Annotated in this window: 14 protein-coding genes; 11 read left to right on the forward strand and 3 right to left on the reverse strand. The window is 53.0% G+C overall.

Features of this window, described 5'->3' with window-relative positions:
* Positions 1–2: 2 nt before the first annotated feature.
* From MTP40_RS07810 to MTP40_RS07835, 6 genes are read left to right on the forward strand one after another with little or no spacing between them, the layout of a single operon-like run.
* Complete coding sequence (locus MTP40_RS07810; RefSeq protein WP_008982752.1) at positions 3–428, forward strand: PrgI family protein; 426 nt, start codon at positions 3–5, stop codon at positions 426–428.
* Positions 355–2757: a VirB4-like conjugal transfer ATPase, CD1110 family gene (locus MTP40_RS07815; RefSeq protein ID WP_249259126.1), complete on the forward strand. Its 2403-nt coding sequence runs from the start codon at positions 355–357 to the stop codon at positions 2755–2757. The genes MTP40_RS07810 and MTP40_RS07815 overlap by 74 nt, the downstream gene beginning before the upstream one ends.
* Positions 2754–3650, forward strand: coding sequence for a DNA cytosine methyltransferase (locus MTP40_RS07820; protein ID WP_249259127.1), 897 nt, complete (start codon positions 2754–2756; stop codon positions 3648–3650). The genes MTP40_RS07815 and MTP40_RS07820 overlap by 4 nt, the downstream gene beginning before the upstream one ends.
* On the forward strand, positions 3647–5632 hold the full coding sequence (locus MTP40_RS07825; protein WP_249259128.1) for a C40 family peptidase: 1986 nt from the start codon (positions 3647–3649) through the stop codon (positions 5630–5632). The genes MTP40_RS07820 and MTP40_RS07825 overlap by 4 nt, the downstream gene beginning before the upstream one ends.
* Positions 5633–5650: 18 nt before the next feature.
* Complete coding sequence (locus tag MTP40_RS07830) at positions 5651–5902, forward strand: DUF4315 family protein (protein ID WP_249259129.1); 252 nt, start codon at positions 5651–5653, stop codon at positions 5900–5902.
* Complete coding sequence (locus tag MTP40_RS07835) at positions 5892–6602, forward strand: DUF4366 domain-containing protein (RefSeq protein ID WP_249259130.1); 711 nt, start codon at positions 5892–5894, stop codon at positions 6600–6602. Before MTP40_RS07830 ends, MTP40_RS07835 begins: the two co-directional genes overlap by 11 nt.
* Before the next feature lie 257 nt (positions 6603–6859).
* Here the strand turns inward: MTP40_RS07835 and MTP40_RS07840 are convergent, their stop codons facing one another.
* Positions 6860–7255 (reverse strand): DUF2513 domain-containing protein, encoded by a 396-nt coding sequence (locus MTP40_RS07840; protein WP_112121137.1) that lies wholly within the window; start codon positions 7253–7255, stop codon positions 6860–6862.
* A gap of 64 nt (positions 7256–7319) precedes the next feature.
* Between MTP40_RS07840 and MTP40_RS07845 the strand changes: the two genes are divergently transcribed.
* The 5 genes from MTP40_RS07845 to MTP40_RS07865 all read left to right on the forward strand — a co-directional run bounded on the left by MTP40_RS07845 (position 7320) and on the right by MTP40_RS07865 (position 14665).
* The gene (locus MTP40_RS07845) at positions 7320–9398 is read left to right on the forward strand and encodes a type IA DNA topoisomerase (RefSeq protein WP_249259131.1); all 2079 of its coding nucleotides are present in this window, start codon (positions 7320–7322) and stop codon (positions 9396–9398) included.
* Positions 9399–9441: 43 nt separating this feature from the next.
* On the forward strand, positions 9442–10191 hold the full coding sequence (locus MTP40_RS07850; RefSeq protein ID WP_120120746.1) for a restriction endonuclease: 750 nt from the start codon (positions 9442–9444) through the stop codon (positions 10189–10191).
* 127 nt (positions 10192–10318) lie between these two features.
* Positions 10319–13513 (forward strand): YodL domain-containing protein, encoded by a 3195-nt coding sequence (locus MTP40_RS07855; protein ID WP_249259132.1) that lies wholly within the window; start codon positions 10319–10321, stop codon positions 13511–13513.
* Between the two features lie 3 nt (positions 13514–13516).
* Positions 13517–14461 (forward strand): hypothetical protein, encoded by a 945-nt coding sequence (locus MTP40_RS07860; protein ID WP_442900395.1) that lies wholly within the window; start codon positions 13517–13519, stop codon positions 14459–14461.
* 3 nt (positions 14462–14464) lie between these two features.
* Entirely contained in the window at positions 14465–14665 is a 201-nt protein-coding gene (locus MTP40_RS07865; RefSeq protein ID WP_118564492.1) for a transposon-transfer assisting family protein, read from the forward strand.
* 117 nt (positions 14666–14782) lie between these two features.
* Here MTP40_RS07865 and MTP40_RS07870 read toward each other — a convergent pair whose 3' ends face one another.
* Positions 14783–14998, reverse strand: a complete 216-nt coding sequence (locus MTP40_RS07870; RefSeq protein WP_005935981.1) for a hypothetical protein — start codon at positions 14996–14998, stop codon at positions 14783–14785.
* Between the two features lie 20 nt (positions 14999–15018).
* A complete protein-coding gene (locus MTP40_RS07875; protein WP_005935984.1) occupies positions 15019–15912 on the reverse strand; it encodes a BRO-N domain-containing protein in 894 nt (297 codons plus the stop codon).
* Positions 15913–15995 lie beyond the last annotated feature (83 nt).

The raw sequence follows: 15995 nt of genomic DNA on the forward strand, positions 1-15995 counted from the left end.
GAATGGCGTATGTGACCGTTCCCAAAGATTTGACCCATGTAAAATCCAAAGTCTTATTCGGGCTGACCAAGCGGCAGCTGGTCTGCTTCGGCGGTGCGCTTTTAACGGGCGGACCGCTTTATTTTTTGGCCCGGAACTATCTTTCCAACAGTGCAGCGGCCCTGCTGATGATTTTTGCCATGCTGCCGGGGCTGCTGTTCGCTCTGTTCGAGCGGCACGGCCAGCCCCTTGAAGTAGTGATTCAGCAAATGATTCAGTGCTGCTTTATCCGTCCAAAGGAAAGGCCCTATCAGACCAACAATGCTTACGCCGCCCTTGTGCGGCAATACCAAATGGAACAGGAGGTAAAGGCCATTGTCCAGAAAAACGATACCCCGCGAAACCGAAAAGCCCAAAAAGCTCACCCGCGCCCAGAAAAAAGAAATTGATGCCGTTATCCGCAAGTACAAGGGTGACGGCAAGCCCTGCACGGCACAGGCCACCATCCCGTATGAGGCCATCTACCCGGACGGTGTATGCCGCATTGACCGACGCACATTCTCCAAGTGCATTGCCTTTGAGGACATCAGCTATCAGCTGGCCCAGCCGGAAACAAGAACCGCCATCTTTGAACACCTGTGCGACCTGTACAACTATGTGGATGCCTCCATCCATGTGCAGCTGTCTTTTCTTAATCGCAAGGTTGACCCGGTGCAGTACGCAAAAAGTTTTGAGATCACACCGCGGGGAGACGATTTTGACGACATCCGCGCCGAGTACACCGCCATCCTGCAAAAGCAGCTTGCCAGCGGCAACAACGGCATTGTCAAAACCAAATATCTGACGTTCACCATCGATGCCGACAGCCTGAAAACGGCGCGGGCACGGCTGACCCGCATTGGCCTTGATCTGCTGGGCTACTTTAAGACCATGGGCTGCGTGGCACACGTCATGGATGGGCGGGAACGTTTGGAGGTGCTGCACGGCATCTTCCACCCGGACGGCGAACCGTTCCGTTTTGACTGGGACTGGCTGGCACCCTCCGGCCTGTCTACCAAGGATTTTGTGGCCCCGTCCTCCCTCTGCTTCGGCACGGCCAAGACCTTTGGTTTGGGCGGCAAGTATGGAGCCGTGAGCTTTTTACAAATCCTTGCGCCGGAACTTTCGGACGAAATGCTGGCCGACTTTCTCAAAACGGAAAGCGGCATTCTCGTCAATCTCCATGTGCAGGCCATCGACCAGACCGAGGCTATCAAGACGATTAAAAGGAAGATTACCGACCTTGATGCCATGAAGATTCAGGAGCAGAAAAAGGCTGTTCGTTCCGGGTACGATATGGATATCCTGCCCAGCGACCTTGCCACCTACGGCGAGGATGCCAAAAAGCTGCTGAATAAATTGCAGACCCGGAACGAGCGGCTTTTCATGCTGACCTTTCTGGTGCTGAACGTGGCCGACACCAAGCAAAAGCTGGGAAACGATGTGTTCCAAGCGGCAGGTGTGGCCCAGAAGTACAACTGCTCTCTTGTCCGGCTGGACTACCAGCAGGAGCAGGGCCTTGTGTCCAGCCTGCCGTTGGGCATCAACCAGATAAAGATTCAGCGCAGCCTTACTACCTCCAACGTGGCGGTGTTCGTGCCCTTTGTGACGCAGGAGCTTTTCCAGAGCGGTGCGGCCATGTACTACGGCATCAACGCAAAATCCCACAACATGATCATGCTGGACCGCAAGCAGGCCCGGTGTCCCAACGGCCTAAAGCTGGGCACGCCCGGCAGCGGAAAATCCATGAGCTGCAAGTCTGAAATCGTCAGTGTATTTTTAACGACCGCTGACGATATTTTTATTTCAGACCCAGAAGCCGAGTATTATCCGCTGGTCAAGCGGCTGCATGGGCAGGTCATTAAACTTTCGCCCACCAGCAAGGACTATGTGAATCCTCTGGACATCAACCTGAACTACTCCGAAGATGATAGCCCGCTGGCCTTGAAATCAGATTTTGTGCTGTCGTTCTGTGAACTGGTCATGGGCGGCAAAACGGGTCTGGAAGCGATTGAACGCACCGTGATAGACCGTGCCGTGAAAGCCATCTATCGCCCCTATCTGGCAAACCCCTGCCCAGAGAATATGCCGATTCTCTCTGACCTCCACCAAGCCCTGCTCGACCAGCACTTGCCGGAAGCGGACCGGGTAGCGCAGGCATTGGACCTGTATGTATCCGGCTCGCTGAATGTTTTTAACCACAAAACGAATGTGGACATCCATAATCGGCTTGTGGCCTTTGACATCAAAGAACTGGGCAAGCAGTTAAAAAAACTGGGGATGCTCATTATCCAAGACCAGATATGGGGCCGCGTCACCCAGAACCGCAGCCAAGGCCGGGCTACATGGTATTTTGCAGACGAGTTCCACTTGCTTTTGAAAGAGGAACAGACCGCCGCGTACAGTGCCGAGATTTGGAAACGCTTCCGCAAATGGGGCGGCGTACCCACGGGTGCCACCCAGAATGTGAAGGACCTTCTTTCTTCCCCGGAGATCGAGAACATTCTGGAAAACAGCGACTTCATCACGCTGCTGAATCAGGCATCCGGCGACCGCAAAATCCTTTCGGAACGGCTGAACCTCTCCGCAGACCAGCAGAAGTACATTGACAATTCCGAACCGGGCGAAGGACTGCTGATTTTTGAAAATGTGGTGCTGCCGTTTTCCAATCCCATTCCGAAAAACACCCAGCTCTATAAAATCATGACCACCCGGCTCAACGAGGTGGTGGAGCTATGAGCTTAACGCATTTTAGCTTGTTTTCCGGCATCGGCGGCATTGACCTTGCCGCAGAAGCGGCGGGTTTCACCTCTGTCTGTCAATGCGAGTGGGCGGCCTTTCCCGCCGCTGTTCTGGCAAGCCACTGGCCGGAGGTGCCCAGTTTTCAGGACATCACCACCGTAACAAAGGAGGCTTTCTTTGAAAAAACAGGACTTCGCACCGTCACCCTCATTTCAGGCGGCTTCCCGTGCCAGCCGTTCTCCACCGCAGGGCGGCAGCGTGGCTTCCACGATGAACGCTACCTCTGGCCCGAAATGCTGCGGGTCATCCGGGAATTGCAGCCCCGTTGGGTGCTTGGAGAAAATGTTGCTGGCTTCCTCCGTATGGGGCTCGACAAAACGCTCATTGACTTGGAGCAGGCAGGTTACGATGTTCGGGTTTTCGTATTACCTGCTGCTGCCGTTGGCGCGTGGCACGAACGGAAACGGGTATTCATCATCGGCTCCGCTGCTTCCCACACCACTTGCCAGCGACACCGGGGATGTGGGCAAGGGGCTGGACATCCAAATCTCTGCGAATGGCAGCTACCGCAAGATGAACAAGGATGGCAAGGCGTGGACGGCGCGGCTTTCCCATGTAGTCTACCGCATGACCCCCACCACGCTGGAAAAGCCGTATCTCAACCCGGACTGGGTAGAGTGGCTGATGGGTTTCCCGCGCAAATGGACGGACATTCCCTTTGGGCCGAAGAACCCGCCGACATCCCGCGCCTGACCGAAGATGTGCCGAACCGCAGCAAGCGGATGAAAACACTGGGCAATGCAGTTTCGCCGCCGCAGGTGTTCCCGATTCTCAAATACATTGCGGACATTGAAACGGGCCGCTGTCCGATGGGAGGTGAAGAACCTTGAAAGAATTGCAGGCAAAAGCCAAAGTCACCCAGACCATGACCCGTGACGGTCTGGTGGTGGAAAATCAGGCGGACGGCACTGTAGAGAATGTTTCCAGTCGGGAAGCGGAACAGGACTACTCCACGGATGCCGAGGGCACGGCCGAAAAAATTCTGGAACGGGCCGAGGACATCAAGGTCGGGCATGAAAATAAAAAGAAAGCGAAAAAGGCGGCAGAAACCGCAGCCACCGCCGAAAGCGAAGATGGTCTGCACCGTTCCGCCGCCCGTCTGGAACTGACCGAAGAAGAACGGGCAGACCCAGCGTTGCAGCCGTACATCCAAAAGGCGGGAGTGAAAGCCGACAAACTGGATGCGGCCCGCGCTGCTCTGCCCAAAAAGCGTGTCCCGGTCAAGGAAAAAGTCTATGATGCAGCCAGCGGCAAGGCAAAATCCACCCTGCGTTTTGAGCAGCAGGACAAAGGCCCTCCCAGCCTGAAACCAAACCCGGCCAGCCGTCCACTGTCGGAAGCGTTGCTGTTCGCTCACGGAAAAATCCATGAGGTCGAACACGAAAATGTGGGTGTGGAGGGTGGCCACAAGGGTGAAGAACTGGTGGAGCATCAAACCGCCAAGGTCATCCGCAGCGGCATCCGGCACCACAAGATGAAGCCCTACAAGGCCGTGGAAAAGGCAGAGCGTCAGCTCATGTCTGCCAATGCAGAATACTTTTACCAGAAATCCTTGCGGGACAATCCGCAAATTGCACAGGCGGTCAGCAATCCCATTTCCCGGATGTGGCAGAAACGGCGTATCAAACAGCAGTATGCCAAAGCTGCACGGCAGGCCGGACAAGTCGCCGCGCAGGGTGCAGCCGCCACCGCAGAGAACGGTTTCCGGGTAACAAAGCTGGCGGCCGAGGGCGGCGAACGGGTAGCCGAATTTGCAGCACAGAACTGGAAAACCATTCTGATTGTGGCCGTGTTCGGTCTGCTGGCTCTGCTCCTGATAACAGGGTTGCAGTCCTGCACCGTGATGGCGGGCACCGCTGGAACCGGCGTGACGGCATCCTCTTACTTTTCCAAGGACAAGGATATGCTGGGCGCAGAGAAAGCCTACGCCAAGTTGGAACAAAAACTGCAACGGTATCTCGATACCTACGAGGCCACCCACAACTACGATGAATACCATTTTTATCTGGACGAAATCGGGCATGACCCCTATGTGCTGATCTCGATTCTGTCCGCGCTGCATGACGGCGTGTTCACGCTGGCCGAGGTGCAGGGTGAACTTGAAATGCTCTTTGAAAAGCAATACATCCTGACCGAGACCGTGACCATGCAGATACGCTACCGCACAAAAATGATGGTCATTATTGGCCCGTATGGTGTGCCGCAAGTTATCACCTACCAAGAACCGTATGAATACTACATCTGCACGGTCAAGCTGAAGAACAAGGATTTATCCCACCTGCCCGTGGAAGTACTGACCGAAGAACAGCTTAGTGCCTATTCGCTCTATATGCGCACGCTGGGCAACCGGCCGGATTTGTTTGGGCAGTCGCAGTACCCCAATGCGTCCACCATCAAGCAGCCCACCTACTACGATATTCCCCCGGAAGCACTAAAGGATGATAGGTTTGCCGCCATGATGGAGGAAGCCACGAAGTACATCGGCTACCCGTATGTGTGGGGCGGCAGTTCGCCCAGCAGCAGCTTTGATTGCAGCGGCTACATTTCGTGGGTGCTGAATCACTCCGGCTGGAACGTGGGCCGCCAGACCGCACAGGGCCTTTACAACCTCTGTACTCCTGTTTCGACGGCGCAGGTCAAACCGGGCGACCTTGTGTTTTTCAAGGGAACCTACGATACCCCCGGCGTGAGCCATTGCGGTATCTATGTGGGCAATTCCATCATGCTGCACTGCGGCGACCCGATCTCTTACACAAACCTCAACTCAAAATATTGGCAGGAACATTTTTACAGCTATGGGCGTTTACCGTAACGCCAGAAAGGATTTTGTATGGCAAAAAGACTTTCCCGCATTGAGCGTGACATCGAACGGCTCAAAGAAAAAATCAGCGAATATCAGCAGCAGTTGAAAGAACTGGAAGCTGAAAAGACCGAACAGGAAAATTTGCAGATCATTCAGTTGGTGCGCAGCATGAATATGAAGCCGGACGAGTTCGCGGCCTTCCTGCGCAGCGGTGCGCTGAATGCTGCACCCACCGCCACACCGTACCACAAACAGGAGGATGCCGCCGATGAAACCTGACAACTGGAACCGTTTCGCTGCCGGACTGCTGGCTATCCTGCTCTGCCTCTGCTCCTTTTCCATGCCCGCTTTCGCAAGCGGTACTGACCCTGCCCCGGAACCTCTGCCGGAGATTATCGAAGAAGAACCCACTACGAGCGGCATGGAGCCGGAGGGTGTGCCCATCACGCCCAAGGGCAATGCAACACTGGTGGATGACTTTTACGGCGACAAGCAGCTTATCACAGTGACCACCAAGGCCGGGAATTATTATTACATTCTAATTGACCGCGCCAACGAGGACAAGGAAACGTCCGTTCACTTCCTGAACCAAGTGGACGATGCCGACTTGCTGGCCCTGCTGGATGAAGAACCGCAGACCACCGAGGTCTGCACCTGCACGGTGAAATGTGAGGCAGGAAACGTGAACGAAAACTGCCCCTTGTGTGAAAAGAGCCTGCGGAGCTGCACGGCCCCGGAAGCAGTGAAAACCGACACAGAAACGCCGCAGGAAAAGCCGAAGTCCAACATAGGCAGTCTGATGATCCTGCTGGTGCTGGCTTTGGCTGGCGGTGGCGCGGCACTCTATTATTTCAAGTTCCGCAAACCCAAGGCCGACACCACCGGGCACGATGATCTGGATGAGTACGATTTTGGCGAGGACGAGGATGCAGACGAGGAACCGGCCGAAATCGAGAGTTCTAATGATATTTCCCAATAATCTCTCTCTTATCATAAAGGAACCGGGTCTACCCATTGTCGAGCAGACCCGGTTCTCATTTTTCAAAATCGTGAGAATTGGGATTGTACCAGCGAGAATCGTTCAAAAGAACAAGATTTCCTCTTTCTTTGCGCTCTCCCTCATAAATCGCGTGGCAATTAGGGCAGGTAAAGAAAAATCTATAATGGTTTGAACTACTCAGTGTTTCATACTCTCCTTGCATTTGTGAGCCGCAGAACTTGCACGTTTGAAACATTTTATCCCCCTGCCTTTATATCACTGATTGCTGCCTGTAACATTGCTGCCGCAACAGCAGCGGCAATATCTTTTACCGTATCCAATGCCAAAGGCAATCCCTTTTCCTTTATAACTTTTAGGGTTTTATTCCACACGGTGTCATTCTTTATTTTGTCTAGGAACTCATGTCCTTCCCAAGTTAGTCTGCCTACATAAAAAGCATACAATCTATCATCTGCATAACGCGACACATAGGAAGATACCAATTGCGCATCATGTAAAAGACTACAATGATATGCAACCACTTCTGGTGTATAATCGTTCAATCCCAAATCGTGATATGATAAAGCCCTGTCTGTGTATTTTTCCTCTATTGCAAAAAGAATTTTTCGGATTAGCACCATATCTCTTTCCATTGTATCACCCCTTTTTTAATCATTATACCACATATTTCATCTACATAAAAGGATGGTGTTCTATATGAATTTAGTTATTGCCGAAAAGCCCAGTGTGGCCCGCAGCATTGCCGCCGTGATCGGGGCCGATGAAAAGCAAAACGGCTATTGGCAGGGCGGCGGGTATCTGGTCAGCTGGTGCATCGGGCATCTGGTGTCCTTTGCCGAGGCGGGCCAGTACGATGAAAAATACTGTAAGTGGCGGTATGAGGATTTGCCCATCCTGCCCCAGCCGTGGCAGTTCATCGTCCCGGACGAGAAGAAACAGCAGTTTGAAGTTCTGCGTGCCCTGCTCAACCGCCCCGATGTGGATAGTGTGACCGCTGCGACCGACGCAGGCCGGGAGGGAGAACTGATTTTCCGTTTCGTCTACCAAATGGCCGGTTGCACAAAACCTGTGAAGCGGCTCTGGATTTCCAGCATGGAGGATGCCGCTATCCGGGAGGGCTTTGCAAACCTGCGCCCGGATTCGGACTATGATGCGCTATACCAATCGGCCCTCTGCCGCGCAAAGGCAGATTGGCTGGTGGGCATCAATGCAACGCGACTGTTTTCGGTGCTGTATCACAAAACCCTGACGGTAGGCCGGGTGCAGACCCCGACACTGAAAATGCTGGTGGACCGGGACGCAAAAATCCTGCGCTTCCAGAAAGAAAAGTATTACACGGTCGGCATCCAGTCCGGCAGCCTGAAAGCAGACAGTGGGCGCATTGCGGATGCAGAAACCGCAAATTCTCTCAAAGAAAAATGCACAGGCACAACTACCGTTTGTACTTCTGTCAAACGAGAGAAAAAGACAGAACAGCCGCCCAAGCTCTATGACCTGACCACCTTGCAGCGGGAAGCAAACCGCTTGTTCGGATTTACGGCAAAACAGACCCTTGATTATGCCCAGCAGCTTTACGAGAAGAAACTGCTGACCTATCCCCGCACCGACAGTCAATATCTGACCGAGGATATGGGCCAGACAGCACAACATCTTGTGTCTGATCTGCTGGGGCTGCTGCCCTTTGCCCAAGGGCTTGACTTGACCCCGGAAGTGGGCCGGATTCTGAACAGCAAAAAGGTATCGGACCACCACGCCATCATCCCCACGTCCGAATTTGTAAAGCAGGGTTTCACTGGTCTTGCCGAGAGTGAATGCAAGCTGATGAGTCTTGTCTGCGCCAAACTGCTCTGCGCGATAGCCGCGTCCCATGAGTACGAAACCGTGACTGCGGTATTTTCCTGTGCAGGAAATGAGTTCACCGCCAAGGGAAAGACCGTGCTTGTCCCCGGCTGGAAAGAGATCGACCAACGGTTCCACTCCACCATGAAAGCAGACGGCGAAGAAGAAGCGGAAAGCCTGAACACCCTGCCAGAACTGGCCGAGGGGCAGAGTTTCCGCGTAACTTCTACCGTATCGGAACACTTCACATCCCCGCCGAAAGCCTACACCGAAGATACGCTCCTGTCAGCAATGGAGCGGGCCGGAGCCGAGGATATGCCGGAGGAAGCGGAACGCAAGGGGCTGGGTACGCCCGCCACCCGCGCCGCGATTCTGGAAAAGCTGGTGCAAATGGGCTTTGTGCAGCGCAAGGGCAAGCAACTGGTGCCCACCAAGGACGGCATCAATCTGGCGGTGGTTCTGCCGGAAAGTTTGACCTCTCCCGCTCTGACTGCTGAATGGGAAAATCGCCTGACCGAGATTGCCAAAGGCAGCGCAGACCCAGACGAGTTCATGGCGGAAATTGAAACGCAGGTGCGCCAGTTGGTCAAGACCTATTCCTGCATCAGTGCAGACAAACAAAACCTGTTCCAGTCGGAACGGGTTATCATCGGTAAGTGTCCCCGGTGCGGTGAAAACGTCTATGAGGGCAAAAAGAATTTTTATTGCGGGAACCGTGGCTGTCAGTTCGTGATGTGGAAGAACGACCGCTTCTTTGAGCAGCGGAAAAAGGCGTTCACCCCAAAGATCGCCGCCGCTCTGCTCAAAAACGGCAAGGCAAAGATAAAGGGTCTCTACTCCGAGAAAACAGGAAAAACCTATGATGCAACGGTGCTTCTGGCAGATACGGGAGGCAAGTACGTCAATTACCGAATTGCGCCAGATTCTATAATGTGATAGAATAAACTTAACTAACGGAACTTTGCAGGGGGATGCCGTAATGAAATTCACAGATAGATGTCCAGCTACTTGGAAAGAGCTACAGGATGATGTTGCGTTGCTTCTAAATCAATCGGGATATCGAGCAGTTAGCCCTTGTACAATTGATACCGTTCGTGGCAAAGTGGAAGTTGACGTTTTGGTCGAATCTCCTGACGAACTAGTTAAAAGAATTGTGTGTGAATGTAAATTCTGGAATTCTTCAGTTCCAAAAGAAAAAGTGCACGCATTCAGAACGGTTGTACAAGATTCTGGTGCATCATTGGGTCTTTTGATTTCACAAGCCGGCTTCCAATCCGGCGCGATTGAGGCTGCAAATCTTTCAAATGTACGCTTGATGACGTGGAATGAATTTACAGATATAATTGCCGACAAATGGACATTAACGCGATTAAAGCAGCTCAAAAAGGAATCTGTTCCATTGTCTGAATATACCAGCCCTCTTCATTTTCCATTTGATGACTTAAAAGATGAAGATGTCGGACGCTATCTAAAGGCTTGTGATAAATACAGGCCTTTGCGTACTACCTGTTGGGAAATTACTAGAAAAGATTTGAAAGAAAATGATTCTCTAACAGATTTTTGGTATAAGGGGTCGGAGTTCACAACAATCGAAAGCTATCTAAATTTTCTTTCAGATCAAGTAACAGCAGGTCTAAAAGAATTTGGCGAAATTCTTACAAATTCCAATATCACAATTCCACCTGAACGGCTCGAAAAGTCGTATGGGTATATTTATATGTCCCTTTAACAGATTTCGGATAAGTTCATAATAAAATTACGAGGGCCGGTTATGGTAAGGTGAAGCATTCATTTTGCCATAACCGGCTCTCTCTATCCGTAGGATAGGGACAGTTCTTTGAAAGGAGCGTGCGATAATGAGCGAACTATTTTCCATCCAGCTGCAAAATCGGCAGCAGCAAGGCAGGGATGGCGTCTGGCTGGACCTGCCTACCACAACCGAACAGGTACAAGCAGCCCTGCGGCAAATCGGCATTTCGTCCGATAATCCGCAGGGCCTTTTCATTTCCGGCTACTTTGCCGAGGAAGAAAAACGCTTTGCAATTCCTTATAACATGGTGCTGGCATCCAATGTGGACGAACTGAACTTTCTGGCATCACGACTGGAAACACTCTCTACCGGGGAACGCGCAGAGCTGAACGCCGCCCTGCAAGCCCCGCAGAGTGAACTTCTCAGCATCGGGAGAATCACCGACTTTCCCGAAAACGTGGAATATTATGTGCATCTGCCGGATGTGCGCGGCCCTGCCCAGCTGGGAGACTACTACTTGAACCGTTCCGGCATGGTGGATATGCCGGACGAATGGAAAGGAGGCATCGACACGGCCCAGTTTGGCCGGTATGTGGCTCAGCAGGAACAGGGTGCGTTCACCCAGTACGGCTACCTTGTCAAAAGCGGGGACGAGTGGCAGAAAGTCCACGAGGGCCAGCCCGTGCCGGAGGAATACCGGGTGCTGTCCTTTCCCGCGCCGGAAGTTCTGCGGGATGCGGCCAACATCCCGCCGCCTGTTCAGCCTGAAACGGAACCGCAGAAAGTTATCCCCATCATCCTGAACGGCAAAGACAGCGCGGAACGGATGAAAGAAATTACGGACCGGCTGGAAACAGGGATTCAAGAGCTGTTCGACAGCGACCGCTACAAAGCCTACCTCACCACGATGGCGAAATTCCACAATTACAGCTTCAACAACACCTTGCTGATCGCCATGCAGGGCGGCCAACTGGTGGCGAGCTTCAACAAGTGGAAAGACACGTTCCACCGCACCGTAAAGAAAGGCGAAAAAGGCATCAAAATCCTTGCTCCTGCGCCGTACAAGGTCAAGCAGAAGATGGAAAAGCTGGACGAACAGGGCAAGCCGATTCTGGACAAGGACGGCAAGCCGCTGACGGAAGAAAAAACGGTGCAGATTCCGGCCTTTAAGGTGGTTTCCGTGTTCGATGTCAGCCAGACCGAGGGCGAACCGCTGCCATCTATCGCAGTGAATGAACTGTCCGGCAGCGTGCAGGACTATCAAGATTTTTTCAAAGCGTTGGAGCAAGCTTCCCCGGTGCCCATCGGGTTTGAGGACATCGAGGGCGGGGCGCACGGTTATTTCCACCTGCTTGACAACCGCATTGCCATCCAAGAGGGCATGAGCCAGTTACAGACCATCAAGACAGCCATCCATGAGATCGCCCATGCAAAGCTGCACACCATCGACCCGAACACCCCGGAACAGAGCAACCGCCCGGACAGCCGCACCCGCGAGGTGCAGGCCGAAAGTGTGGCCTATGCCGTCTGCCAGCACTATGGGCTGGACACGTCCGAGTATTCGTTTGGCTATGTAGCTGGGTGGAGTTCGGGCCGGGAACTGGCCGAACTAAAAGCCTCTCTGGAAATTATTCGCAGCGCGGCCCATGAACTGATCTCCGCACTGGACGAACATCTGGCAGAACTTCGCCAGCAGCGGGAAGCAGACCTTTCCGCTGCACAGGAGGCCGCATTTGCACTGGATAATGGCAATACGCTGTTCATCCAGACCTGCGATTCTGGCTATGACTACACTCTGTATGGCCCGGACCACACGGCTCTGGACGGAGGCCAGCTGGATGCGCCCGGTCTGACCCTGCCGGATGCCGGAGAGGAAGCTCTTGCTCTGCTGGGGCAGACAGCCGCAGTGTCAGAAGTCCTATTGGGCGATAAGCTGATAGCGTTCCAAGAGGCCGCAGAAAAGGCCAACGAAATTCCCGAACCCGTTAAAATTCCAGACCCTGCCGCAGAGCCTACGGTCACGATTCTTTGGAGTGAAAGCGACAAGCTGCAGGACGGCGAAATCATGCCGCTGTCTGTGGCAAACCGCGTTTTTGAAGAACTGGACACCGCCCAGCACACGGACCGGGAAAAGGACGGCTACACGGGCGGCTGGTACGACAAGACCGCATTCCGTATTGATTTTACCCTGAACGGCCAGCCCGACAACTACGAGGGACGGCAGGATTTTGGTGACGGAGAGGGTTCTTTGGTTCAGCATATCCAGAACTACCACGAATACTACGCCAAGGACGAGAACTGGAAAAATTTTGTTCTGCACAACAAAGGCCCGGAAGCGTGGGAACAAGACAAGGCAGAGCGGGAAATGGTGCTGACCGAGTTTATTCCGTACCTCAAACAGCACTGCAATCTTTCGGCCATGGAGCAGGCAGCTACCGCCGCTTTGCGAGAGGGTCAGAACATTTCGCCAGAACAGGCTGCCCATTACAACGCTGTTGTGACCTATGTGCATGACTGCCGCCCGCTGCTTAACCAAGGCCAGTATAACTTGCCGGAACCTCCCAAGCTATCCGACTTCGACCAGAGCTTGCAGGACTACAAGGCGCAGGTACAGGCCGAGATCGCGCAGGAAGCGGCCGCTGCCGGAATGACCATAGAGGAATACGTGGCGGCAGATTTTGAGGCACCGCAGCAGGACAGCTTTTCCATCTACCAGCTGCGTAATGAGGATTCCACCCGTGATTACCGTTTTGAACCTTACGACCGCCTGCAGGCTGCCGGTTTGACCGTGGACAAGGCCAACTATACGGAAGTATACGCCGCACCGCTGACTGCTGGCACCACGTTGGAGGACATCTACCGCACATTCAATGTGGACTATCCGGCAGATTTCAAGGGACACTCACTGTCTGTTTCGGATGTGGTGGTGCTGCACCAGAATGGGCAGGACACCGCCCACTACTGCGACAGTGTGGGCTTCCAGCAGGTGCCGGAGTTTTTGCGGGAAAATCCGCTGCGCACCGCAGAACTTTCCACGGAACAAAACGAAAATATGATTGATGGTGTGTTGAACAATGCACCCTCTCTGGGCGAATTGGAGGCAAAAGCAAAAGCCGGAGAACAAATCTCTCTGACAGACCTTGCCGCCGCAGTCAAGGCCGAGGAAAAGGCACCAAAAGCCAAGAAGTCCCGCACAGCCAAGCCGAAAAAGCCGTCCATCCGGGTACAGTTGGATGCCGCAAAAAAGGAGCAGAGCAAGCAAACGCAGCCACGAGAAAAGACAAAGGAATTGGAGGTGTAAACCGTGCAAAAGTTTGAAAATATGGATGTGATCGCTGCGCTGGAAGCTATTATGCACCAGAACACCGCGTACTACCAGAGCGATTTTGCCTATGACATCAAGCTGCTTCGGGAGGCGGCCCGCAGCGACCACCCGGAAGATAAGCTGCTGTTGTGGCTGTCCCGGCCCTCTGGAACATTCTGCTTCCGGGAACGGGATGTGCTGCTCAAAGACACACAAGCCTACAACACATGGAAATTTTGCGGTGAACAGACCCATGACAGGATTCTTGCCTATGCGGTGGAGTTGACCGGTGCGGCCAACGGAACCGTGCAAGGCAATCTGTATGAACTGGACTATCAGCAGCACTTCCAGCATATCAGGGATGCAGCCCTGCCCGTGGGTGCCAATCGCCTGATCTACGAAAGTGGGATGCGGGAGATTGGCCCGAAAGAGCATTTCGACAGCCACCCGGACAAATATTTCGGGGGGTTCGTGCGGTATGAAATGCAGCCCCGTGACCCGGAACTTCTGCAAGCGGCCATCCGGCAGGAGCAGCGCAGTCGAGAACCGGCACGGCCCGGTGATTTCAAAGAATATCTTGCGGCACTGCACACCGGGCTGATCGAGGCCGAGGCACAGCGCATTGTGGCCGGTATGAAGCGGCTGGCTGCTCCCAACAGCCCGGACAAGAATCATTTTATGGTGGAAGTATCGCCCTACTTCACCAAGCTGGCATCCAGCCGGGACACGGACCAGCTGCTTGCCATGCTGCCGTATAAATCTTTACATCTGTCCAGCGTAAAAGACCGTTTTGGCATCTACGCGCTGATTGACAAAAACGAGAATCGGGACAAGGGCATTTGCAAGCCCCGCGCTTCTCTCCGCAAGCAGCTTTCCGAAACAAAACAGGCCGCCAGCCCGAAAAAGGCAGCGGCCCGCAGCAAGCAACACGAACTGGAGGTCTGACGCATGAATTTCAGCGTAGAAGAAGAAAATCTGATCTGTATGTACCACACTTCTGACCGCCGCCGCACGATGGCACGGATGCTGGCCGCCCTGCCGGATATGGACACGGAAATGCGGCGGCTGGCAAACGGTACCATTGCAAAGTTGGAGCGTATGACCGATGCTGACTTTGACGGACAGAGGTTTGATTTTACGGGTGAATAATACCGTCAGCTTGACAATGACGCATTATTTTTAATCAAAGTAATGTGTCATTGTCAAAACGAAAATAGCCGGACACGGTGGCCTTGTGGCTGCTGTGTCCGGCTGTTTTTCTGTCAATCACTTTCTGATAAAGCGAATGATATTCCCGTGTACCGAAATGTATTTTTCTTTTTCCAATGTTTTTATATCGTTGTCAAAACTCGCCGTTACGCCTTGAATTACGCCGGGCTGCTCAGGCGGGAGGTATCGTTGCTTTAATTCTTCATAAGAAATTTCCCCTGCCGCTGAAATAAGGGCTAAAAGTCCCAGATTATAGGGTTCAGTCATTTTCATATTAAATCCTCCAAATCTTATTATTTTTCTTTCTTTTCGGCAGACTGCTCCGGCAGTTCGGCGGCATCTTCTACAATGTCGGTCACAAGCTGCTGGAAGTCAAACGCATTCTTTTCTGTAATAACGGGCTTGCCAGTTTCTGCTTCAAGAGCCTGCCGTGCAATACCGGCTACCTTGCCGCCGCGTTTAGCAACCTGCTTGTTTTCTTCAAAGGTCTGCGGCTTTGCAGTCTTGGAAATATCCGTGGTAGATGCTTCCGCCAGCATGGTCAGCACAAGTTCCAAATCGGTCATGTTGTCCCGGAGATTTTCTTTTGTCAGACCTTTCAGCCGCTTGTACTGCCCCGTGGTCATGCCGGACCATGCGCGGGAGATTTCATCGGTCAGGATGGCGTACTCCTTGCCCTTTTGCACTCCGCGCTTCTTCCATTCGTCCGTTAGTTCGTTGCGGATGCGGATTGCCAAAAGCCGCTGGTGAATCCATTCTTCGGAGTAGCCTTTCTTCAAATAGGTATCAAGCGCACGGTCAATAGCTTGCTCCGGGTCGATGGTTTCTTCGATGCGTTCCTTGCCCACCATTGCCAGCCATGCCTTGAACGGTTCAGCTTTCGGGGACGGGATGGACTGGATGATACGCAAAAGCTGTTCGGTGTTGGCGACATCTGTCTTGTACCGTTTTCCATCAGAGGACAACATTTTCAGTTGTACGATTTTTTCGTACAACTCATTTGCCCCCTCAGCTTTCAGCTTACGCTTAAGGTCGCTCCAATAACGCCGTGGATTGGCTGTTCCAGTTAAAACAGAAATAACATCAATAATCGAAAAATACCATTCTTCCTTTTCTGCATCCCATGCAGTACGGATTTTCTGATCTTCAAAAAGCTGGATAGAGCCGTTATCGTTCACTTCTGCCATAGAGGGTTCCTCGCTTTCGTTGTCTAAGTCTATTTTACATGATTTCGGGCGGAAACGCCACCCGGTCTAAGCGTTTGTAGTTC

This window comes from Faecalibacterium sp. IP-3-29 (assembly GCF_023347335.1).
In the GTDB taxonomy this organism is placed as follows: Bacteria; Bacillota; Clostridia; order Oscillospirales; family Ruminococcaceae; genus Faecalibacterium; species Faecalibacterium duncaniae.